At 69.7% G+C, this 22,146-nt stretch carries 16 protein-coding genes and 2 pseudogenes; 9 read left to right on the forward strand and 9 right to left on the reverse strand.

What is annotated here, in order from left to right; genetic code table 11:
* Positions 1 to 15 precede the first annotated feature (15 nt).
* From NRB56_RS16595 to NRB56_RS16615, 5 genes are all read left to right on the forward strand, one after another.
* A complete protein-coding gene (locus NRB56_RS16595; protein ID WP_194290887.1) occupies positions 16 to 2,505 on the forward strand; it encodes an FAD-dependent monooxygenase in 2,490 nt (829 codons plus the stop codon).
* Positions 2,506 to 2,555: 50 nt separating this feature from the next.
* On the forward strand, positions 2,556 to 4,022 hold the full coding sequence (locus NRB56_RS16600) for an MFS transporter (protein WP_153343206.1): 1,467 nt from the start codon (positions 2,556 to 2,558) through the stop codon (positions 4,020 to 4,022).
* Between the two features lie 558 nt (positions 4,023 to 4,580).
* Positions 4,581 to 5,795 carry an LLM class flavin-dependent oxidoreductase gene (locus tag NRB56_RS16605; RefSeq protein ID WP_153343208.1) on the forward strand — a complete coding sequence of 405 codons (1,215 nt, stop codon included), beginning with the start codon at positions 4,581 to 4,583 and terminating at the stop codon, positions 5,793 to 5,795.
* Between the two features lie 11 nt (positions 5,796 to 5,806).
* Positions 5,807 to 7,174 (forward strand): NtaA/DmoA family FMN-dependent monooxygenase, encoded by a 1,368-nt coding sequence (locus NRB56_RS16610; RefSeq protein WP_319943089.1) that lies wholly within the window; start codon positions 5,807 to 5,809, stop codon positions 7,172 to 7,174.
* A gap of 83 nt (positions 7,175 to 7,257) precedes the next feature.
* Entirely contained in the window at positions 7,258 to 8,289 is a 1,032-nt protein-coding gene (locus NRB56_RS16615; protein ID WP_153343210.1) for an aldo/keto reductase, read from the forward strand.
* Positions 8,290 to 8,374: 85 nt separating this feature from the next.
* On the opposite strand, the pseudogene NRB56_RS16620 reads toward NRB56_RS16615, so the two are convergent.
* Positions 8,375 to 8,860, reverse strand: a pseudogene (locus tag NRB56_RS16620) (DUF222 domain-containing protein); the annotation flags it as partial.
* 93 nt (positions 8,861 to 8,953) lie between these two features.
* On the opposite strand from NRB56_RS16620, the pseudogene NRB56_RS16625 reads away from it, so the two are divergent.
* Positions 8,954 to 9,094 (forward strand): annotated as a pseudogene (locus NRB56_RS16625) (DUF222 domain-containing protein); the annotation flags it as partial.
* A gap of 202 nt (positions 9,095 to 9,296) precedes the next feature.
* On the opposite strand, the gene NRB56_RS16630 reads toward NRB56_RS16625, so the two are convergent.
* From NRB56_RS16630 to NRB56_RS16650, 5 genes are all read right to left on the reverse strand, one after another.
* Entirely contained in the window at positions 9,297 to 10,358 is a 1,062-nt protein-coding gene (locus tag NRB56_RS16630) for an LLM class flavin-dependent oxidoreductase (protein WP_319943090.1), read from the reverse strand.
* 134 nt (positions 10,359 to 10,492) lie between these two features.
* Positions 10,493 to 11,542, reverse strand: coding sequence for an SDR family NAD(P)-dependent oxidoreductase (locus tag NRB56_RS16635; protein WP_153343212.1), 1,050 nt, complete (start codon positions 11,540 to 11,542; stop codon positions 10,493 to 10,495).
* A 102-nt stretch (positions 11,543 to 11,644) separates the two neighbouring features.
* Positions 11,645 to 12,847: a lipid-transfer protein gene (locus NRB56_RS16640; RefSeq protein WP_153343214.1), complete on the reverse strand. Its 1,203-nt coding sequence runs from the start codon at positions 12,845 to 12,847 to the stop codon at positions 11,645 to 11,647.
* Positions 12,840 to 13,286 carry a Zn-ribbon domain-containing OB-fold protein gene (locus NRB56_RS16645; protein ID WP_406603489.1) on the reverse strand — a complete coding sequence of 149 codons (447 nt, stop codon included), beginning with the start codon at positions 13,284 to 13,286 and terminating at the stop codon, positions 12,840 to 12,842. The genes NRB56_RS16640 and NRB56_RS16645 overlap by 8 nt, the downstream gene beginning before the upstream one ends.
* Before the next feature lie 48 nt (positions 13,287 to 13,334).
* Positions 13,335 to 14,408 (reverse strand): NAD(P)H-dependent amine dehydrogenase family protein, encoded by a 1,074-nt coding sequence (locus NRB56_RS16650; protein WP_153343216.1) that lies wholly within the window; start codon positions 14,406 to 14,408, stop codon positions 13,335 to 13,337.
* A 145-nt stretch (positions 14,409 to 14,553) separates the two neighbouring features.
* Between NRB56_RS16650 and NRB56_RS39030 the strand changes: the two genes are divergently transcribed.
* On the forward strand, positions 14,554 to 14,907 hold the full coding sequence (locus NRB56_RS39030) for an HIT family protein (protein ID WP_227837869.1): 354 nt from the start codon (positions 14,554 to 14,556) through the stop codon (positions 14,905 to 14,907).
* A 4-nt stretch (positions 14,908 to 14,911) separates the two neighbouring features.
* Here NRB56_RS39030 and NRB56_RS16660 read toward each other — a convergent pair whose 3' ends face one another.
* Positions 14,912 to 15,280: a hypothetical protein gene (locus NRB56_RS16660; RefSeq protein ID WP_153343218.1), complete on the reverse strand. Its 369-nt coding sequence runs from the start codon at positions 15,278 to 15,280 to the stop codon at positions 14,912 to 14,914.
* A 156-nt stretch (positions 15,281 to 15,436) separates the two neighbouring features.
* On the reverse strand, positions 15,437 to 17,173 hold the full coding sequence (locus NRB56_RS16665) for a sensor histidine kinase (RefSeq protein ID WP_153343220.1): 1,737 nt from the start codon (positions 17,171 to 17,173) through the stop codon (positions 15,437 to 15,439).
* A 243-nt stretch (positions 17,174 to 17,416) separates the two neighbouring features.
* On the opposite strand from NRB56_RS16665, the gene NRB56_RS16670 reads away from it, so the two are divergent.
* Positions 17,417 to 18,982 carry an LVIVD repeat-containing protein gene (locus NRB56_RS16670; protein ID WP_153343222.1) on the forward strand — a complete coding sequence of 522 codons (1,566 nt, stop codon included), beginning with the start codon at positions 17,417 to 17,419 and terminating at the stop codon, positions 18,980 to 18,982.
* On the forward strand, positions 18,979 to 19,623 hold the full coding sequence (locus NRB56_RS16675; RefSeq protein ID WP_319943091.1) for a DUF305 domain-containing protein: 645 nt from the start codon (positions 18,979 to 18,981) through the stop codon (positions 19,621 to 19,623). The genes NRB56_RS16670 and NRB56_RS16675 overlap by 4 nt, the downstream gene beginning before the upstream one ends.
* Positions 19,624 to 19,898: 275 nt before the next feature.
* On the opposite strand, the gene NRB56_RS16680 is transcribed toward NRB56_RS16675, so the two are convergent.
* Complete coding sequence (locus NRB56_RS16680) at positions 19,899 to 21,998, reverse strand: catalase (protein ID WP_319943092.1); 2,100 nt, start codon at positions 21,996 to 21,998, stop codon at positions 19,899 to 19,901.
* Between the last annotated feature and the right edge of the window lie 148 nt (positions 21,999 to 22,146).

Raw genomic sequence — 22,146 nt, forward strand, 5'->3', positions numbered from 1 at the left:
CAGCAAGGACATTCCGTGAATTCTCCCGCGCGTTCGGCCCTCGTCGTCGGAGCCGGTATCGGCGGCCTCACCGCGGCGGCGGCGCTGCGCCGGGCCGGCCTCGAGGTCGTACTGTGTGAACGCGGGTCGACCTTGCGCGCAGCCGGTTTCGGCCTGTCCCTGCAATCGAACGCGATGAACGCGCTGCGCACCCTGGGCACGGGGATCGACGAGGATCTGCTGCGGGCCGGCGAGCGGGCGCGGTCGGCGAGCTACCGGCGGCCGGACGGTTCGGTCATGCGCCGGGTCGACGTCGCCCCGATGGAGGCCCTGCTCGGCGCGCCGGCGGTGGTTCTGGCACGGCCGGACCTGCATGAGGTGCTGCTGTCCCACTGCGGCCCCGATCTGCGAGTCGAATCCGGCGCGGAGGTGCGCGGATTCACCGAGACCGCCGACGCGGTGGCGGTGGAACTCGCGGACGGCCGCACGCTGGCCGCCGATGTATTGATCGGCGCGGACGGCATCAATTCCACGATCCGGGCCCGGCTGCACGGTGCGCAACCACCGCGCTCGGGCGAATTCGTGTGCTGGCTCGCGCTCGCGCGGTTCGACCATCCGGTCGTCGAACCCGGTGAGTCGGTCCAATACTGGGGCACCGGACAGCGATTCGGCATCAGCGACCTCGGCGACGGCCGGATCTACTGGTGGGGCACGCTGACCACCACCGCCGAACTGGCGGCGGCGTGGCCGCACGACAAGGCCGACCTGCTGGCCCGGTTCACCGGCTGGGCGCCGGAGATCGCCGAGATCATCTCGGGCACACCCGAAGCCGACATCCTGGCGCTGCCCGCACAGGACCGGCCGCCGCTGCCGGAATGGGGTCGCGGCCGGGTCACGCTGCTCGGCGACGCCGCCCACCCCATGCTGCCCAGCCTCGGCCAGGGCGCGAACGCCGCGATCGAGGACGCGATCGTGCTGGCGCACGCCCTGGCGACACACGACGACGCCGAGACCGCGCTGCGCGGCTACGAACACCGCCGGATCGCCCGCATGACCATGTTCGTCGACGAATCGCGCAAGCTCGGCCACCTGGAGCAGACCGTCGATCCCGAAGTGGTCGCCGCCCGTGACCGTTACATGTCCGAACCCGGCGAGGAGGGCGGCCGGACCCGCATGCTCGAGCCGATGACCTGGCCGGGCCTGGGCGATCCGGAAGGGGGTGGCACCCTGCCGCGGCCGCTGTCGCCGCTGGAACGCTGGCACTGGACCGTCGATCGGGTCGCACCGCTGCACATCGTGTCCCGGCTCCGCGTCGACGGTGATCTGACCGCCGAGGCCGTGCGCACCGGCCTGGCCGCGCTGGTCCGGCGGCATCCGATGCTGCATGCCGTCGTCCACAGCGACGAGGGTCGCGACCCGTGCTTCGTACCGATCGCCGCACAGCCGATTCCGTTGCGGGAGGCCACCTCCGGAGACTGGACCGCCGAGATCGACACCGAACTGCGGGAACGGTTCGCCGCCGGCGCGCCGCCGCTGCGCGCCACCCTGGTCACCGTCGCGCCCGGTATCCACGATCTGATCCTGACCTCGGTCTACACGATCGCCGACGCCGTGACGATCCTGTCGTTCGCCCGGCAGGTGCTGGAGTTCGCCGCGGCCGGCACGACCGGCTGGGTACCCGAGATCCCGGCGCTGCCCGGTCCGGAAGCGCTGTTGCCCAGCGAATTCCGGGGAGCGGAGGGCAAGCGGAGGGCGCTGGAACGGTTACGGGCCGACGCGCAGCGGGACGGCTCGCGGCATCCGGTGCGGCTGGCGGCGGACGCCGAAGTGGCTCCCGCGCAACGGTTCACCCGGTCGGTGCGCCGCGTCGTGACCGGCGCCGACTACGAGGCACTGCTGGCGGCCTGCCAGGAGCACGGCGTCACGCCACGCAGCCTGGTGGCCGCCGCGCTGGCCCGCGCCGCCGCCGCGGATACCGGTGCGCCGCAGGCACATCACACCATCGGCGTCTCGGTGCTGTTCCGGGAACATCTGGAACGGCCGCTGGACGACCTTCGCACCGGCGCGTACCAGGCGATGCTCGGGCTGCCGATTCCGGCCGGGCCGTCGTTGTGGGCCGTCGCGGCCGAGTTCGAGCGCGATTTCGCCGCGCGGGTGGCCGACCGCGCGCATCTGGCCGGTCTGGCCGGCATCGAATTCCTGGTGCCCGAGACCCCGGACCGGGCAGGCGAGGTCATCGAGCGCCTGGACGCGCACGGCCCCGGCAATCTCTGCCTGACCTACCTGGACACCCGGGAATTCCCGGATCGGGTGGGCGAGTGGCGGATCTCCGGCGCCGAGTTCGCATCGGGTATGTCGATCAGCGGGATGACGATGCTCGCCGTCGGAATCGGTTCCGACGCTTTATCATTGAACCTCGGTTACATCGAGGGCCTGCTGACGGCCGAACGTGCGGGGAATCTGAGCGCGGCGGTCACCACGGCACTGCGGAACGGCCTGCCCGCCACCGAGACCGCCGCGCCGTGAGCCGCCGCCGGATCGGGGATCCGGTACCGCTTCTGCGAGAAGGGAAAACGATGTCGACGGAACGCAGCCCCTGGGGCGCGCTCGGTGCGCTGTGCGTGGGCTACTTCATGATCCTGCTGGACATGACCATCGTCGCGGTGGCCAACCCGGCGATCATGACCGGCCTGCGCACCGACATGTCCGAGGTGATCTGGGTGACCAGCGCCTACCTGCTCACCTTCGCGGTGCCGCTGCTGGTGACCGGCCGGCTCGGCGACCGGTTCGGGCCGAAATACCTGTATCTGGCCGGGCTTTCGGTCTTCACGCTGGCGTCGCTGTGGTGCGGCCTGGCCAACAGCATCGGGTCGCTGATCGCCGCGCGCGCCGTGCAGGGGCTCGGCGCCGCGCTGATCGCACCGCAGACGATGGCGCTGATCGGCCGGATCTTCCCGGCGGACAAGCGCGGCGCGGCGATGGGCGTGTGGGGCGGCGTCGCCGGTGTGGCGACGCTGATCGGCCCGGTGTTCGGTGGCGTGCTCATTGACAACGGCGGCTGGGAGTGGATCTTCTACGTCAACGTGCCGATCGGCCTGGTCGCGCTCGCGCTGGGCGTGTGGCTGGTGCCGGCGCTCCCGACGAACCGGCACCGCTTCGACGTACCGGGAGTGATCGTGGTCGCGATCGCCATGTCCGCGTTGGTGTTCGGCATCCAGGAGGGTAACGACTACCACTGGGCCGGCTGGGTGTGGGGGTTGATCCTCGGCGGCCTGGTCGTGCTCACCGCGTACCTGATCTACCAGGGCCGCAACCGGATCGAGCCGCTGGTGCCGCTGAACCTGTTCCGCGACCGCAACTTCGCGCTCGGCAACGTGGCGACCGGCGCGCTGGGCGCGGCGATGACGGCCCAGATGGTGCCGTCGTACTTCTATCTGCAGGCGGTGCGCGACCTGTCGCCGACCGAGGCGGCCCTGGTGTTCGCGCCGATGGCGGTCCTGTCCGGCGTGCTGTCGCCGGTGGTCGGCAGGCTGTCCGACAAGCTGCCGCCGCGGTATCTGCCGACGTTCGGTTTCGTCCTGTTCACGGTGGGTCTGCTGTGGTTCATCGGCCTCGCCACCCCGCACGGGTCCATCGCGCTCATCTGCGTGATGTCGGCGGTCTGCGGGATTGCCAGCGCCTGCATCTGGGCGCCGCTGCCCGCGACCGCGCTGCGGAACCTGCCGCTGACCCAGTTGGGCGCGGCCTCGGGAATCTACAACACCACCCGCCAAGTCGGCTCGGCACTCGGCAGCGCGGGCATCGGCGCGCTGATCACCGCCCGTCTGACGGCCCACTCCCTGCCCACCTCGTCCGCCGACGCCGGGCACGTCGCCGACCCGGACAAGGCGCCCTACGCCTCGGCCATGACCGACTCGCTCTACCTCACCGTCGGCCTGCTCGTGCTCTGCGCCGTCGCGGCGGCGTTCCTCGCCCCGAACGCGACCACTACCGCCGCCGCGCCGACCGCCGATCGGGAGGCACCGGCCGACCTGGCCGGCTGACGATCGGGTCCGAGAAAGCGGCGGCGGCGCCGGAACACTGGTCGCCGGTCGGGCTCGGGTGGCCGCATGGAGCCGAAGCCGACCCGCGAACGGCACGACGGGGACTAGGGAATGCAGCGGGCCGGATGGTGTCGACCACGTGGTCGCCGACGGGCGACTCGCTGCGCCGAGCCGAGGCCGTGAACCCAGCCGCGAACAGGACGCTGCGGACGAGTAAACGCGGCGGACCGGACGGTGGCGACCCGCCTGGTCGCCGGTCGGGCCCGGGTGCCGCACAGAGCCGACGCCTGAGCCGGGAACCCGGGCCGCGAACAGCGACGGGACAAGTGACCGCGGCGGCCGCACGGTACCGACCACGTACGGCGTATTCCCCCGGGCTCGAGCTGAATCGAAGGGTTGACACGTCCGCCGGGTCGGCCGATCCGGGCGCCGGAGCTGCGGTGATGCGTCAGCGCGGCGGACCACGACGGCAGGCGGCGCGGGGTGGGGGCGACCGCGGCGGTGGCGGGCGCGCGTTGGCGGTACCGAATCGTCTGGTACCCAGAGAAATGAGGGACGATGGCATCGGACCCCTTGCACATCGGCGTCGCGCTCGACGGGGCGGGCTGGCATCCGGCTGCCTGGCGCGAACCGAATTCCCGTCCGGGCGAGTTGTTCGACCCCGGCTACTGGACCGACCTCGTCACCACCGCCGAACGCGGCCTGCTGGACTATGTCACCGTCGAGGACAGTCTGTCCCTTCCCGGTGACCGGTTCGGGCCGCCGCGCGATGTCGTGGACCAGGTCCGGGCCCGGCTGGACGCGCATCTCGTGGCGGCGCGCGTCGCTCCGGTGACGCGGCACATCGGGTTGATCCCGGTGGTCACCGCCACCCACACCGAACCGTTCCATGTGTCCAAGGCGATCGCGACCCTCGATTACACCTCGCGGGGCCGGGCCGGCTGGCAGGTCCGGGTGTCCGGGACCGCCACGGAGGCAGCACATTTCGGGCGGCGCACGATCGCGGAGCTCACCGCGGGCGAACTGGCCGCGGCGGTGGGTTCCGGGGCCTTCCCGGACGCGGCGCGCGAGCTGTTCGACGAGGCGGCCGATGTGGTCGAGGTGGTGCGCCGGCTGTGGGACAGCTGGGAGGACGACGCGGAGATCCGGGATGTGGCGTCCCGCCGCTTCATCGATCGCGGCAAGCTGCACTACGTCGACTTCGAGGGCCGGTACTTCAGTGTCCGCGGGCCGTCCATCACGCCCCGCCCACCGCAGGGACAGCCCGTGGTCGCCGCGCTGGCGCACGCCCCGCTGATCTACGAATTCGCCGCCCGCGGTGCGGATCTCGTGTTCGTCACGCCCGCCCTCGCAGACGGGCCCGCACCGATCGTGGCGCAGGTGGCCGACGCCGCGGCGCGGGTGGGGCGCGGCGGCCGGCCGCTGCGGGTGCACGCCGACCTCGTGGTGTTCCTCGACACCGCGCAGGCGACCGGGCGGCAGCGACTGGACCGGCTGAACGAACTCGCCGGCGCCGAATTCACCTCGGATGCGGCGATATTCGCGGGCAGCGCCGCGGAGCTGGGCGATCTGCTGGCCGGCTGGCGGGCACAGGGCGTGGACGGCTTCCGGCTGCGGCCCGGCGTCGCGGTCGACGATCTCGCCGCGATCACCACGCGGCTCGTACCGGAACTCCAGCGCCGCAACCTGTTCCGCACCGGTTATCCCGACGGGCCGCTACGCGCGGTCCTCGGATTGCCGTCCGACGTTCCCAACCGTTACGCGACCAGCTGAGCGAGGCCACCGTGAGCACGCAACCCAAACAGGTCATCCTGGGCGCCTACCTCGGCGGCGTCAACCATCACACCTCGTGGTGGCATCCCGAGGCGGGCAGCCAGATCGACTTCGGCACCTTCGAGCACACCGCGCGCACCGCCGAACGCGGGCGTTTCGACTTCTTCTTCCTCGCCGAGGGACTCGCCCTGCGCGAGCGCGCCGGGCAGATCTTCGATCAGGACATCATCGGCAGGCCCGACACTTTCACCGTGCTGGCCTCCCTCGCCGCGGTCACCGAACATCTGGGACTGGCCGGCACCATCAACACGACCTTCAACGAGCCGTATGAACTGGCCCGGCAGTTCGCCAGCCTGGACCATCTGTCCGGCGGGCGGGCCGCCTGGAACGTGGTCACCTCCTTCGACGCCTTCACCGGGCAGAACTTCCGCCGCGGCGGCTTCCTGGACCCGGCCGATCGCTACACGCGGGCCGAGGAGACTCTGAAAGCGACACGCGCGCTGTGGGATTCGTGGCGCGAGGACGACATCGCCGCCGATCCGGCGACCGGACGCTACCTGGCCCGGCCGGACGCCGGCGCATTCGCGTTCCACGGCAGTCAGTTCGACATCTCGGGCCGGTTCACCGTACCGCGCAGTCCGCAGGGCCGGCCGGTGATCCTGCAGGCCGGCGTCTCGCCGCAGGGGCGGGCGTTCGCGGCGGCCAACGCCGACGCGATCTTCTCCCCGTACGGGAAACTGCCGCAGGCCGCGGACTTCTACCGCGACATCAAGGCGCGGGCGGTGGCGGCCGGACGGTCCGCCGACGACATCAAGATCCTGCCCTCCGCGAGTTTCGTGCTGGGCGACACCGAGGCGGAGGCGCTCGAGAAGTACCGCACGGTGCAGCTCGAACAGGTCACCGGGCAGACGGCTCTGGTTCTGCTGGAACAGATCTGGAATCGTGATCTGTCCGGCTACGATCCGGAGGGGCCGGTGCCCGACATCGATCCGGATCCGGAGGCGCCGCCGATCATCCAGGGTCGCGCGTTCGTCCATCAGGATCGGTTCGCGACCGCCGAACGGTTGCGCGCGGTCGCCGCCGCGAAGAAACTCTCGTTGCGCGAGGCGGTGATCGATCAGTACGAACGCGGAGCGCTGGTCGGCACGCCCGCCCAGGTGGCCGACCGCATCGTTTCGTTCGTGCACGGCGACGGCTCCGACGGATTCATCCTCGGGTCGCACCTGGTTCCCTGGGGGCTCGACGAATTCGTCGAGAAGGTGGTGCCGCTGTTGCAGGACCGCGGCGTGCTGCGCGCCGAGTACACCGGCACGACGCTCCGGGACAATCTGGGGATTCCGGTGCCGCGGGTGAATCTCGAGGCGAGCACGCGACATTGAGCACCGGGGGCCGGCGACCTGACCCGATCGCCGGCCCCCCAGGGCACTTCTGAATGTACGATCGACCGATCCGAAAGGACGCCATGACCGAACGCCCTGCCGACGCCCCCTATTCCGCCGCAGCGGACCGCTACGAGACGCTGCCCTATCGGCGCAGCGGCGCCAGCGGCCTCGACCTGCCGGCCTTCTCATTCGGGCTGTGGCAGAAGTTCGGCGCCGACTACCCGTTCACCACCCAGCGCGAAATCATCCTGCACGCTTTCGATCTGGGCATCAGCCACTTCGACAATGCCGACCGTTACGGCCCGCCGCATCGCGCCGCCCAGCAGACCTTCGGCGCGGTGCTCGCGAAGGATCTGACCCGCTACCGCGACGAGCTCATCCTGTCGACGAAGGCGGGCAACCCGATCGGCGCCAGCCCCTACCTGCGCGGCGGCTCCCGCAAGTCGATCCTGACCTCGCTCGAGCACAGCCTGCGCGACCTGCGCACCGACTACGTCGACATCTTCTACCACCACAGCCCCGATCTCGATGTGCCGCTGGAGGAATCGGTCGGCGCACTGGTGAGCGCGGTCCAACAGGGCAAGGCCCTGTACGTGGGCATCTCGAACTATCTGCCCGACCGAGCCCACGCCGCCGCCGAACTACTCCGCGCGGCGGGCGTACCGCTGCTGGTCCACCAGACCCGCTACTCGATCTACGACCGCCGCCCCGAACAGAACGGCCTGCTCGACACCGCCCGGCGCGACGGCTTCGGCCTCATCGTGTATTCCCCACTGGCACAAGGACTCCTGACCGCCAAGTATCTGGAGACCATCCCGCGGGGCGCGCGCGCCGAGAACAGCACATTCCTGTCTCCGGACATGATCGACGATACCTACCGTCAGCGCACCGCCGCCCTGAACAAACTCGCCGAGTCCCGCGGCCAGTCCCTGGCCCAACTGGCTTTGCAATGGGTGCTGCGCCGCCCCGAGGTCACCTCCGCCCTGATCGGCGCCAGCTCCACCGCCCAATTGGACCACAACATCGCCGCCCTGCGATTCTCGCCGCTCACCGACGAGGAGTTGAGCTTGGTCGACGAGCACGGAGTACACGGGACGGGATCGCGGTCGTGAAGGCGGCCGGTCGCGGCTCGCGACAGCGTGCGCATCCGCCTATGCCCGCCCTGTCGGTGACGGAGCGGGGCGGGGGCATGGGCGGTCAGCCCGGTTTTCGGTGAACGGGTTGTTGTGTGGGCGTGAGATATTCGCCAGGATGGTGATACCGGTTGACCCGGGGGCGCCGGGCCGGATCGATGTGGACCGGCGGGATCCATTGGGTGCGTCCGGCATCGGGCTGGTCGCCCGGGGCGGTGATGGTAGCCCATCCGGTGGCGTGTGTCCCGGCTTGCTGATGGTGGGGTTCGCAGACGAAGGTCAGCTGGTCGGCATCGGTGGTGCCGCCGGTGGCCCAGTCGGTCCGATGGTGAACCTGGCACAGGTATCCCGGTTTGGTGCAGCCGGGGAAGGTGCAGCCGATGTCGCGGGCGTGCAACATGATTCGCTGATCGGCGGAGGCGATACGCTTGGCGCGGCCGAGGTAGAGGGGGCGGCCGTCGCTGTTGTCGAACAGGGCGAGATAGTGGTGGGCATGCGAGGCCAGGCGCAGAGCATCACCGATGGAGATGACCGCACCGCCACCGGTGGCCACGGCCGGACCGGCGGGACCGGTTACGCGGGGTAGCGGTCCTTCGGGGATGGCTTGTGCGACGGCGTCTTCCAGCTCCTGAAGGGACATCGAGACCCGGACGAGGCCGCCGCACAACGTGATACCCGCAGCACCGCGCAACGTCAGCACGACGCGCTCAAAGCGGTGCTGCGCGACGATATCGCCTCCGGCCGACTCGGCCGACATCGCGGACTTCCGGTGACCGTCATCCTACCAGCACTTTCGGCGTGTCGGATCGAAACCGTTTGCGACTGCCGACTGCGGTCGCATCCTCGAATTGCCGCGATCGGCGTCGGGGCTCCTTTCGACGACCTCGACGATCCGGACTCGGTTCGGCGCGCACGATCTCCGATGCGAAGCCGCCGGATCGCGGTCCGTGCCGGAGCACGGCGAGTGATCCGACCGGCGGTGGTTCTCAGTCGCGGAGCAGCGGGAGCAATTGTGTTCCCTGACGGGCGATTTCGGTCAGATATGGGGTATCGGAGAGAATGAAATGGGTGATTCCGAGATCCTGATACTTTTTGAGGGATTTTGCGACATCCTGAGCGGAGCCGACCAGCCAGGTGGTGCCCGCGCCGCCGCCACCGACTCGGCCGGGGGCGGTATACAGGTTATCGTCGAGTATCTCGCCGCGGGCGGCCAGATCGTGGAGCCGTTGCTGACCCACCGCGGTGCGGTGCGAATCCTGGCGGGGGGCAGTGGATTCCCCCGCCATCGCGGCTACCCGCGCTTCGGCTTCGGCCCAGGCCGCCGCGGTGGTGTCGCGGATCAGCGTCGTCACCCGCAGGCCGAATTCCAGTGGGGGCAGCTGTCTTTCGTACCGATCCGCCAGTGCTCGCAGGCGTTCGACGCGGGTTGCGAGGTCGGCATACGGCTCGCCCCAGAACAGTTGTACGTCCGCCAGGGTCGCGGCCACCTGTTCGGCGGCGGGTGAGGCGCCGCCGAAATAGAGGGTGGGGTGGGGGCGGCCGGGGCGAGGGGTCAGGCGGGGGACCACCGTCGAATCGGTCACCCGGTAGTGGGCGCCGGTGTGGGTCACCCGCTCCTCGGTCCACAGTCTGCGGATGAGGGTGATGAATTCGGCTGTGCGAGCGTAACGTTCGGCTTGGTCTTCCTCGGATTCGCCGTAGGCGGCGAGGTCGTCCTTGCCGGAAACTATGTTGACGCGTACCCGGCCACCGGAAAGATGGTCGAGAGTGGCTGCGGCGGAGGCGAAGTGGGCGGGGCGCCAGTAGCCGGGGCGGATGGCGATCAGGGGTTCGAAAGTGGTGGTGCGGGCAGCGAGTGCCGTTGCCACGGTGAGGGTGTCGGGCCGGCCCCAGCCGGTGCCGATCAGGGCGCCCCGCCAGCCGTGCTGTTCGAGGGCCAGCGCCTGGGTGGTGAGCGTGTCGAGGGTGTTGTGATCGGCCGTGACCGTGTCCCCGCGGTGGCCGGGTGTGGCCTGGTTCGGTATGTACCAGAGGAATTCGGCGCTCACCGGACGATTATCGTCCCGAGATCGGGGACCGGTGCGGTGGCGCCGCCGCTGCCGGGCACCGGAACGGTGCCCGAGCTGCGGCGACGGCTATCGGTGGAGATAAATTCTGTCGGATTCGGTTGCGGGACGGGCGGTTATCGGTGGGCCGCGGACGGGTTCGGGGCGGCGTGATAATGGGCGATCCGCCAGGTGGTCGAGTCGCGTCGGAGGACCACCGACAGGCGGAGGGGGCGGACCTCGCCGTCGCGGTGGGTGAAGGTGGCGTCGGCGAATCCGCTCACGATGCCCGGCGCGACGGGTGTCGCGTTCAGGACCGTCACCGCGACGGTCGTGCCCGCGGTGACCGCGTCGTAGTACTCGCGGATCTCCACCGGGCCGGTTCGCAGGCGCGCGTCCATGCCCTGGAACAGGGCGTCGGGGGTGTACAGGGATGCGATGTCGGCAGTCCGGTGGTCGTCGAAGGCCGCCTGCCAGGCGGCGAACGTCTCCGCGATCGTGGCGTGGGCCTGTTCGCGGGGGCCTGTGGCACCGGATTCGCTTCCCGTGTACACGATTTCGCGTTCCCATCGGGAGCGGTTCCGGGTGTGCAGTTGCCAGTAGTACTCGGCGATATCGTCGGGGTCGAAGGCGGTGCCGGGGGCCACCGGGCCGTCCACGGTGACGCTCGCGATGTGCACGCCCGCGGGGCCGTAGCGGTCGGCGAGCAGTTCCACCAGCGCGCGTACGCCGGCCTTGCCGAGGGAGAGGCTGACATACTCGAATTTCGGGCGGGGCATGCCGCTGGTGACGAGAAATGTGCCGCTTCCGCGTTCGGCCATCGCGGGAAGGACCCGGGCCGCGGCGTTGATCGCGCCGACGACGTTCACGGCCCAAGCTTGTTCGTGTGCGCGCACCGACAGTTGGCCGGGGACGTCCGGCTGGATGAGCGCGGCGTTGTAGACGACGACCTCGGGCAGGCCGTGGGCGCGCTCGGCGGCGGCCAGGGCCGCGTGCAGTGCCGTCTCGTCGGTGGTGTCGGCCTCGAAGGTCGCCACCGGGACGCCGAGGGGTTCCAGGGCCTCGGCGGCGGCTCGTAATGTCTTGTCCGAGCGGGCTATCAGCGCGAGCGGCAGGCCCGCTCGCGCGAACCGCCGGGCGACCGACAGTCCGATTCCCGGGCCTGCCCCGATGATCACCGCTGCCATTACCACTCCTTCGTCCGCTTCGACGCCAACGATCGAACGCTAAACTCTGACACTGATGGCAGAGTCAAGCCGTATGACCGACGTCACCGGGCGAGGCGGAGGTCAGCGGGTTGCGATGATGGCCGAACCGTGGCCGAACAGGCCTTGGTTCACGGCGATGCCGGCTCGCGCGTCCGGCACCTGACGGCCGTCGGCCCGGCCGCGCAGCTGCCAGGTGAGTTCGCAGATCTGCGCGATCGCCTGCGCGGGAATCGCCTCGCCGAAGCAGGCCAGGCCGCCGCTGGGGTTCACCGGCACGCGTCCGCCCAGAGTTGTCGCGCCGCTGCGCAACAGCTCCTCGGCGCCGCCCACCTCGCAGAGTCCGATGTCCTCGTACCAGTCCAGTTCGAGCGCGGTGGACAGGTCGTAGACCTCGGCGAAGGACAGGTCCGACGGGCCGAGGCCCGCTTCCTCGTAGGCCGCGTGCGCGATGGCGGATCGGAAGGTCCGGGGTTGGGGCGCGACGGCCACGGCGGAGTCCGTCGCGAAGTCGGGCAGGTCCAGGACGGTTTTCGGGAAGGTGGGTGTCACCGTGGAGAGTGCGCGGATCCGGACCGGATCGGAAATGCCGTGCCGGCGGGCGTATTCCATCGACGTCAGCACCAGCGCCGCACCGCCGTCGCTGGTCGCGCAGATGTCGAGCAGACGCAACGGGTCCGAGACGATCGCCGAGGCGGCGACCTCTTCGGCCGAAACCTCTTTGCGGTAGCGGGCATTGGGGTTGTTCAGGCCGTGCTTGGCGTTCTTCACCTTCACCGCGGCGAAGTCGTCGAGGGTGGCGCCGTGCAGGGCCATCCGGCGGCGGGCGTAGAGGGCGAAGTAGATGGGATTGGTGGCGCCGAGCAGGTGGAAGCGCAGCCAGTCGGGGTCGTCGCGGCGTTCGCCACCGACGGGCTGGAAGAAGCCCTTCGGGGTGGCGTCCGCGCCGACCACCAGCGCCACGTCGGTCAGGCCGGCGAGGATCTGGGCTCGGGCGTTGGCGATCGCCTGGGCGCCGGAGGCGCAGGCGGCGTAGCTGCTCGAGATCCGGGCGCCCGACCAGCCGAGGGCCTGGGCGAAGGTGGAGCCGGCGATGAAGCCGGGGTAGCCGTTGCGGATCGTGTCCGCGCCGGCGATGTAGCCGACGTCGCGATGGTCGACGCCCGCGTCCGCCAGCGCGGCCCGCGCCGCGACCAGGCCGTATTCGATGAAACTGCGTCCCCATTTACCCCATTGGTGCATGCCCGCACCGAGGACGGCGATATCGCGATCGTTCTGGTCAGGCATCGACCGGCCTCCACATCCACACCGTGTGTTCCGCTTCTTCGTCCTCGTACAGCCCGCCTACGGTCAGTTCGACCGGCATGCCGACGGCCAGATCGTCCACGGTGAAGCCGCGGGCGAGCTGTCCGAGGATCACCATCTGCTCGACCTCGAGCTCCACGGCCACGACGACATAGGGCTCGAACGGGTCCGGGGAGACGTAGGGCGGGGGCGGCTGGTACCGCGCGTCCGCGTACGACCAGATCCGGCCACGCGTCGAGAACAGGTACTCGGTCAGCTCGGAGCCGTTCTTCGGGCCGGTGCACTGCGGATTGCGGCAGGCCAGTGTGTTCCGCGGGAAATACGGTGTGCCGCAAGCGTCGCAGCGGCTTCCCACCAGACGTGCCGCGTCGTCGACGGTGGTGAACCAGCCTGCCACCGCAGGGCGTTGTTCTTTCTGCACACCCCGACGGTATAGGAACACGTTCTATTTTGGAACGGGGTGCGGGTTTCACTGCACCGGTGGACCGAGCAGGCGGGGATGTGCCCGACCGGCGATCAGCGGTAGGTCGACGGCGGTGCGGATGCCCGGGGGTGCGGCGCACACGTACGGGATCGAGTTCACCAGATGCGCGGCGGTGGCCACGATGCCCGCGTTGCGGGTGAGGCCCGCGCCGACGGTGGCGGGATGCCAGCCGTGGATCACCACATGATTGCCCGGATCGCCCTCCACCTGCATCTCGAACCGCGGGCCCTGCGGGCCGAAAGTCCAAGCGGGATCGAGGTTTTCCTCGCCCATCAGCCAATTGACGCCGATCCGGACGACGGTGTCCGCGCCGACGGTGGCCTCCCAGTGGAAGCGCTGGGCCGCGACCCGGCCGGGTTCGATCACCCCGATGGGCGAGTCGATCGGGGCCGTCGCGACCGCGCAGTCGTGGATGCCGCGGATCTCGGCGCGGTCCGCGGCGATGCCGAGGGTGTCGAGGATCATCCGCACCGACTGGCGGAAGCCGTTGTCGAGCAGCGACAGCATCGGGCCGGCGGCGGCCTCGGCCGGGGTCGCGCCGAACAGCATGATCTGCCGGACCACGTCGGGGGAGTCGTAGGTGCGGATGTCGGAGAACTCCTCGCCGCGCACGAACGTCACCGCCGACGACATCGCGGTCATCATCAGCGGGAAGATCTCGGTGACGCCGCCGGGATCTATTCCGGTGCCGTGCAGGGTGGTTCCGCCTTCCGCGCAGGCCTGCCGCAGCGAATCCGCCTCGCCCGCGGCGGGATAGAACCATCCGACCGGCGTCACGACGTTCTTCCCCGAACGTAGCAGTGCCGCAACCTCTTTCGGGTTCGGCAGCAGCGGTGCGTACACCACCGCGTCGGCGGGCAGCGCCAGAATCTCCTCGGCGCTCGACGTGGCCACCACCCCCAGCGGATCCGTGCCGATGAGCTCGCCGACATCCCGGCCGTGCTTGTCGCGCGAATGCACCCAGCATCCGACGAGTTCGAGTTCCGGATGCCGCCGGACGCATTCGATCGCCGCCCGCCCCACCGAACCGGTGGCCCATTGCACGACTCGCCACACCATCGGGAACCTCCTGAGACGGGACACGTGTCCAGGAGTCTGTCCGCACGCGGAATCGGGTGTCAAGTTCCCGGAGCCGAGCGGAACGCTGCGGACGCAATTCAGCTTCCGGATTTACCGTGGAGTGATCACAGGAGGGGAGGCGGCGATGCCGGAAATTCGGGACTGTCCGTTCTGCGCGCGGATCGCGACCTACGACTACGACCAGGTCTACAACTCCGTCGTGGTGCGGCTGGAACCGTTGAACCCGGTGACCCCCGGACACCAGTTGTTCGTCCCCGTCTGGCACGCCGAACATCCCAGTGGTGCGGCCGTCCGGATCGCGATGGGGTACGCGGAGTACTACGGCGGGCGTCAGGGCGGCGACTTCAATCTGATCACATCGTCGGGAACCGCTGCCACGCAGACGATTCGGCACATCCACGTGCACTACGTCCCGCGCCGCACCGGCGACGGGCTGCCCCTGCCGTGGACGCCGCCGACCGGGGGCCGGTCGCGGTGAACGGTCAGAGTCCGCGGCGGGAGCGCCGGACCGGGTCGGTGGGCTCGTACTCGACGGGCTCGTACGGCATCCGATCGATCGCGTCGGCGAGGATGGTCTTGCCGGTGTCGTGGAGCATCGTGCCCAGCCGATCGAGAATGTCGCCGACGGCGATGCCGGCGGCACGGAGATCCTCCCGCGAGGCGTCCGGGCGATCGTAGACGGCGTGCAGGGCGTCCAGCCGCAGGCCGGCGTCGAACAGTTGCCGGGCCAGCCGGCAGCCGAGTTCGGCCAGAGCCGCTGCGCCGCTGGGGGATTCGGCGCCCTCCCCGGGCAGCGGCCGCACGGCGGCGACGCGGGTGATGGGTGACGGAACGGAAAACGTCTCGGTCATGACTGGCCCTCCGAAGCGTATACGGGTCGCCGGCGCGGATCCGGCGTTCGAGCCGGTGCGGGCTCGTGTGAAACGCATCTGGAACGCTACGGTCCGGAACCGCCGGCCGGGAGGGCCATTGGTCATCTTCTCCGCCCCGCCACCCGATCGCCGCGATCAGGGCAGCGGCACCGACCAGTGCACGGTCGCGCCGCCGGCCGGCGCGGGGGACAGGGTGACCCGGCCGCCGTGCCGCTGGGCCCGCGCCTCGAGGTTGGCCAGGCCGCTGCGCCGGGTGACCTCCGGGTCGAAACCGCTTCCGTCGTCGGTGATTTCGAGGGTCACGTCGTCGGTGACCGAGACGGTGATGGTGACCGTGTCGGCGCCGGAATGGCGGACCACATTGCTCAGCGCCTCCCCCAGCGCCGCCTCCATATCGTCGGCCAGCGGTCCGGGAACCACCGAGACCGGGCCGCTGAACTGGGTGACCGTGCGCAGGCTGGTGGCCGAGGTCATGTCGGACACCACGTCGTGCAGCCGTTTCCGCAGCGGCGAGGCGCCGGATTCGTCGCCGTGCAGGTCGAAGATGGACTCCCGGATGTCCTCCACCACCGACTGCAGATCGTCCACATTGCGGGTCAGGCGGTCGCGCATCTCGGTCGAGCGGGCGCGTTGCAGCGTGCCCTGCAGGGCCAGGCCCGTCGCGAACAGGCGCTGGATCACCCGGTCGTGCAGATCTCGGGCGATGCGATCCCGATCGGACAGCACGTCGAGTTCCCGCATGCGCCGCTGGGTTTCGGCCAGTTGCAGGGCCATCGCGGCCTGATCGGCGAACAGGGCCATCATCGGCAGCGCCGCGTCCTCGAATTCGGCGGCCTCCACCGCGCGGACCGCGACCAGGACGCCGATCACGGATTTTCGCGCGCGCAGCGGCAGGATCAGCGTGGGGCCGAATCGTTCCTGCAGATCCGGAAACGGGTTGTAGGCCAATTCCCGCGCGGTCGCGGCGTCGCCGGTGCGGAATACCGTACCGGTGTGCGAACCGCGCACCGGAATTCGGCGGCCCAGCAACACCCGGGCGGGCGCGCCGGAGCCGGCGCACACCATCAATTCCGCATCGGGGTCGTCGGAATTGTCCGGGTCCTCCGGAAGTGCGATGAACGTGCACACCGAATCGGTCAGTACCCGGGCATGATCGGCGACCGTATCGAGCACTTCCGACGGTTCGCCGCCGGCCAGCAGTTCGGTGGCGACGTCGCGGGTGGACTCCAGCCAGCGCTGCCGCTGCCGGGATTCCTCGTACAGTCGCGCGTTCTCCACCGCGATTCCGGCGGCTGCGGCCAGCGCCTGCACCACCGCCTCGTCGTCCTCGGTGAACTCTTGACCGTCGGCCTTCTCGGTGAGGTACAGATTGCCGAACACCTCGTCGCGCACCTTGACCGGCACCCCGAGGAACGACTTCATCGGCGGATGATTCACGGGGAATCCGACCGAGGTCGGGTGCGTCGAAAGATCGTTCAGGCGAAGCGGTTTCGGCTGTTCGATGAGCAGCCCCAGCACGCCGCCGCCGTGCGGGAGGTCACCGATCAGCGTGCGCGTCTGGTCGTTGATGCCCTCGTAGACGAATTCGGCCAGATTGTGCCCGGTGCCACGGGTCTCGCGGACGCCGAGCGCACCGTAGCGCGCGTCGACCAGTTCGATCGCGGTGTGCACGATGGACCGCAGGGTGTCGTCGATGTCCAGGCCCGCGGTGACGACCAGCATCGCCTCGATCAGCCGGTCGATGCGACTCTGCGCACCCACCAATTGCCCGATGCGGTCCTGCACCTCGATCAGTAATTCGCGAAGTCGCAACTGCGACAACACGTCGCTCAGGGACGTACGGTCGCCGATCGGCACCTCCGGGTCGGACATGCCAGCCATTCTCACATGCCGAAAGTTCCGTGTCAGCAAACCGATTCGTCGTTTTCCCGCTGCCGAAAAGTTTGCCGGCCGGGTAACTGTGAATTTCCGGACGGCGCGTTTCTCGGTCGGCCCGAGAATTGTTGCCGTACTTGCCGAATCGCGGGCGAGCAACGGTTAAGCTCTTTGCCACAGTCGTTCCGGACTGTCGTGGTGAGCTCAACCGGGAAGGCACCCTCATCGGCGAGGGAGAACATGATCGTGCAGCCTGTGTCTCGTGTCCGGAAGCTACTCGTGGCCGTCGCGGCGGCGGTGTGCCTGATCCCGTTCGGAACGGCGTCCGCGCAACCACCCGACGAAGGCCCGGTCCGGGAAACAGCCGGCGCCTACTCGGTATCGGTGCCGGCCGCGCAGTGTGGTCCGGATTCGCGGCCGGAGACCGGCCTGCAGGGCGACGTGAGCGCCGCCGACCGAAACTCCGGCCGCAGCACCGAGGGGTACCGGTGCAATCTCACGCGGCTCGGCGGATATGCCGGTCGCGGTGGCGGAATCACCTCCACCACCTTCGATCACTGCCTGTACATGGGCAGTCTGTTCCCCGGCGATCTGCTCGGGCCCGCGACCGGGGTGCAGGTCGTCGATGTCGCCGATCCGGCGAATCCGGTGCTGTCCACGACGCTGACCGAACCGGCGATGCTGGCGGGCACCTGGGAGAGCCTCAAGGTGAATCCGGCGCGAAAGCTGCTGGTGGGCACCGGTGTTCCGCTGCTGACCGGATTCGGGCTGATCTCGGTGTACGACGTCTCCGACTGCGCGCATCCGCGGTTGCTCAATCCCGGGCCGGGCACGAATATCGCGATGCCCGTACCGATCACGGCCCACGAGGGCGGATTCTCGCCGGACGGCAACACCTACTGGGCCTCGGGGGTCGCGCCGGGGATCGTCAGCGCCGTCGACCTGGCCGATCCCGCGAATCCACGGGTGATCTGGCAGGGCCTGCCCGGACTGTCCATGCACGGCATGGGGGTCAGCGCGGACGGCGACCGAGTCTACCTGTCGGACAACTTCGGTGGCATCACGGTGCTCGACACCAGCGCGATCCAGCGCCGCGACCCGAATCCGCGGGTACCGGTGCTGGCGGAACTGCACTGGAACGACGGCTGGGCCACCCAGCACAGCATTCCGGTCAGCTACGGCGACCGGCCATACCTGTTCACCGTCGACGAGGCCGGCGCGGGCGGGGTGAAGCTCATCGACGTCTCCGACGACCACCGGCCGCGCATCGTATCCTCGATCAAGCTGGCGATCGAGCTGCCGGCCAACCAGGATCGGGCGCTGGCGTCGAGCATGGGCGGCTCGGTGTTCGCCTACGATGCGCACTATTGCGCCGCCGATCGGCCGGTCGACCCGACCGCGCTGGCGTGCGGCTGGGAATCCTCCGGGATCCGGGTCTTCGACGTGCGGGATCCGGCGCGGGTGCGGGAGATCGCGTACTACAACCCGCCGGCCCGGACCGGGCAGAACACTCAGTTGTGGAACTCGCCGCACGCGCTGGCCTCGGTGATCGGCGCCCCGCTGCTCGACGGTCCGTCCATCATCGCGGCGCTGGCCCAGGGATTGTTCGATCCGGCGGAGGCGCTGGGACCGCGGTCCGGCGCTCTGGTCGGCGGTGATCTGTCCACCGATTGGTGCTTCGCGCCGCCGGAATGGCACGGCGACCAATTGTGGACGGCCTGCGCGGACAACGGATTCCTGGCTCTGCAACTGGCGCCCGGCACGTATTCCGTTCCCGCCGACCAGTCTTCGACGGTGGGATCGTGACCGTCCGCCGCGGCGGCGTCGCGCTCGCCGGGCTGGGCGCGGCCCTGTTGCTGATGGTGATGGGCGCGGCGCTGCGCCCGCTGCTGTGGCCCGAGCCCACCCCGGCCCCGAAGGTGCTGAGCGCCACCGAGATCGCCTTCGTCCAGGACATGACCGAGCACCATCAGCAGGCCCTGCTGCTGGTGCAGCGGCTCGATCCGGGGGCTGATCCGATGGTGGTGCGGCTCGCTCAGCAGATCGCCGACACCCAGCGGGGTGAGATCGGGATGATGCTGGGCTGGCTGCGCCTGGCCGGCGCGACGACGACCGACCCGGCCCCGATGGCCTGGATGCACGCCGCCGCCCCATCGGCGCATCACGGGGCCTCTGCGGCCGTGGCCCCGGATACCATGCCCGGCATGGCGACTCAGGCCGACCTGGACGGCCTGGCCCACGCCACCGGCCGGGACGCCGCGATCCGATTCCTGAACCTGATGCAACGCCACCACTACGGCGGCATCGCGATGGCCCAGGCCGCCGACCACCTGCTGACCACCGGCGTCGTGAAACAGGCCGCGCGCGACATGATCACGACCCAGAGCCGCGAAACCGGTCTCCTCGGCCTGTTGCTGGACAAGGAGACCGGACCGCTCGGCCGCTGAGCAGCGGATCGGCTGCGGGGGATCGGGACGGGTGGATCAGGACGAGCGGGGCGGCCACCGGGGATCAGGACGAGCGGGGCGGCCGCCGAGGGATCAGGACGAGCGGGGCGGCCGCCGAGGGATCGGGACGGGCGGATCGGCCGCCGAGGGATCGGGACGGGCGGATCGGCCGCCGAGGGATCGGGACGGGCGGGGCGGGAACGGTCTACCGCCCCGCCCCGCCCCGCTCCAAGCGCGGCTGTCGGTCAAGCGCGAGACCCGTGTCGATCCTTGTCTCAGGCGGGGACGGCGTCGGTGGCTCGCGACCAGACCCGATGCGCGGCGAGAAGTTCCGCGAACAGTTCGCTGAACCGGTCCGGTACCTCGGCGCCACTCGCGGTCGTGGCCACCACTCCGTTCTGCCTGGCTTGTTCGGCGTCGCCGGCCACGAGGCCGATCTGCCGCAGCAGCGACTCACCGTCGCCGAACGCGCCGATCGGCTTGCGGTGCTTGAACGCCTCCAGCACGAAATGCAGTGCGGGACCGACGGATCCGAGCGTCTCGACGGCGCCGGTACCGCCCGCTACGAGCACGGCGTCGTAGAGTACGGAGGCCACGGTCGGCAGGGGCCGCTCCACGGGCAGGGTCTGCCCGTCGGCGCCGGTGATCGAGCCGCCGTGCGGGGCGACGATCTCGGTGATCGCGCCGTGCTCGTCCAGCCAGGACCTGACCCGCGCGATACCGGGCAGATCGGCGCCGTCGGCGGCCAGTATCGCGATCTTGCGGGTCGCGATCGAGCCCGCGTCGGCCGTATTCACCTGGGACAGCGCCGGCGACACCGGGGCGTCGTCGTCATCGCCCAGCGCGATGTCGGGGACGGTGGCCCCCAGCCCGGTGGCGACCCGATCGGCCAGATCGCTGTCGATGCGGAGCAGATGCTCGAGCACCTTCTCCCGGATCGCGGGGCGGGTCACCTTGCCCAGTTCGAAGACGAACGCGCCGACGATGTGGTCGGCCTCCGGCTCGGACATGCTGCGCCAGAACATCCGCGGCTGCCGGTAGTACTCCCGGAAGCTCTCGGCGCGCTGCCGGATCGCGGTGCCCTGCAACCGATCCGGATGATGCCGGAACTCGCCGTCGCCGCCCACCACCGGGCATCCGCCGCCGACGGTGTTGATCGTGTAGGCCGCCTCGCCCTGCGGGATCGCGTGCTGGCCGTAACCGTCCTGCTGATGGTTGCGCACGTCGGCCACCGGCCGATTGACCGGCAGCTGGGAGAAGTTCGGCCCGCCGAGCCGGATCAGCTGGGTGTCGAGATAGGAGAAGTTGCGCAGTTGCAGCAGCGGATCGTCGGTGAAGTCGATGCCGGGCACCAGGTTCGCGGTGTGGAAGGCGACCTGCTCGGTCTCGGCGAAGAAGTTGTCCGGGTTGCGGTCGAGCACCATCTCGCCGACCGGCAGCACCGGGACCTGTTCCTCCGGAATGAGTTTCGTCGCGTCGAGCAGATCGAAGTCGAAATCGAACTCCTGCTCCTGCGGCACCAGCTGCACGCCCAGCTGCCAGCGCGGAAACTGGCCCGCCGCAATGCAATCCCACAGGTCACGGCGATTGAAGTCGGGGTCGCGGCCGGCGACCTGCTGGCACTCGTCCCATACCAGCGAGTGCACGCCCAGCTGCGGCTTCCAGTGGAACTTCACGAACGTGGCGCGACCGGCGGCGTCGACGAAGCGGAAGGTGTGCACGCCGAAACCCTGCATCATCCGGTAGCTGCGCGGCAGCGCGCGATCCGACATCAGCCACATGATCGCGTGCAGCGTCTCCGCCTGCTGCCCGACGAAGTCCCAGAGTGTGTCGTGCGCCGACGATGCCTGCGGAATCTCGTTGTGCGGCTCCGGTTTCACCGCGTGCACGAAGTCGGGGAACTTGATCCCGTCCTGGATGAAGAATACCGGGAAGTTGTTGCCGACCAGATCGTAATTGCCTTCCGCGGTATAGAATTTCGTCGCGAAACCGCGGACGTCGCGGACGGTGTCCGCGGAGCCGCGGGAACCCCCGACCGTCGAGAAGCGCACGAACACAGGCGTTTCCCGCGACGGATCGGTCAGGAACCGGGCCGCGGTGTACTGGGCCAGCCGATCGTCGTACACCTTAAATCGCCCGTAGGCGCCGGCGCCGCGGGCGTGCACCACCCGTTCGGGGATGCGTTCGTGGTCGAAGTGGGTGATCTTCTCCCGTGCGTGGAAGTCCTCCAGCAACGTCGGTCCGCGCTGGCCGACCGACAGCGCGTCGTCGGTGCTGTCGACCCGCACACCCTGCTGGGTGGTGAGCCGGCCCTGCTCCCGATCGACCCGGTACTGGTCCAACTGCTGCTGCTTGGGGTCCGATACATCGTCCACTGTTCATCCTCCCGGTACTGGTGACTACGAGTTCAGAGCGGCTGCGGCGGAGCGGGATCCATCGGTGGCGGATCCGGCGCCGGGATCGGTGGCACGTCCGGCGTCGGTTCGGGCTGGGGTCCCGGCGCCGGCGGGATCGGATCCGGGA

This window comes from Nocardia aurantia (assembly GCF_009604425.1).
GTDB lineage: Bacteria > Actinomycetota > Actinomycetes > Mycobacteriales > Mycobacteriaceae > Nocardia > Nocardia aurantia.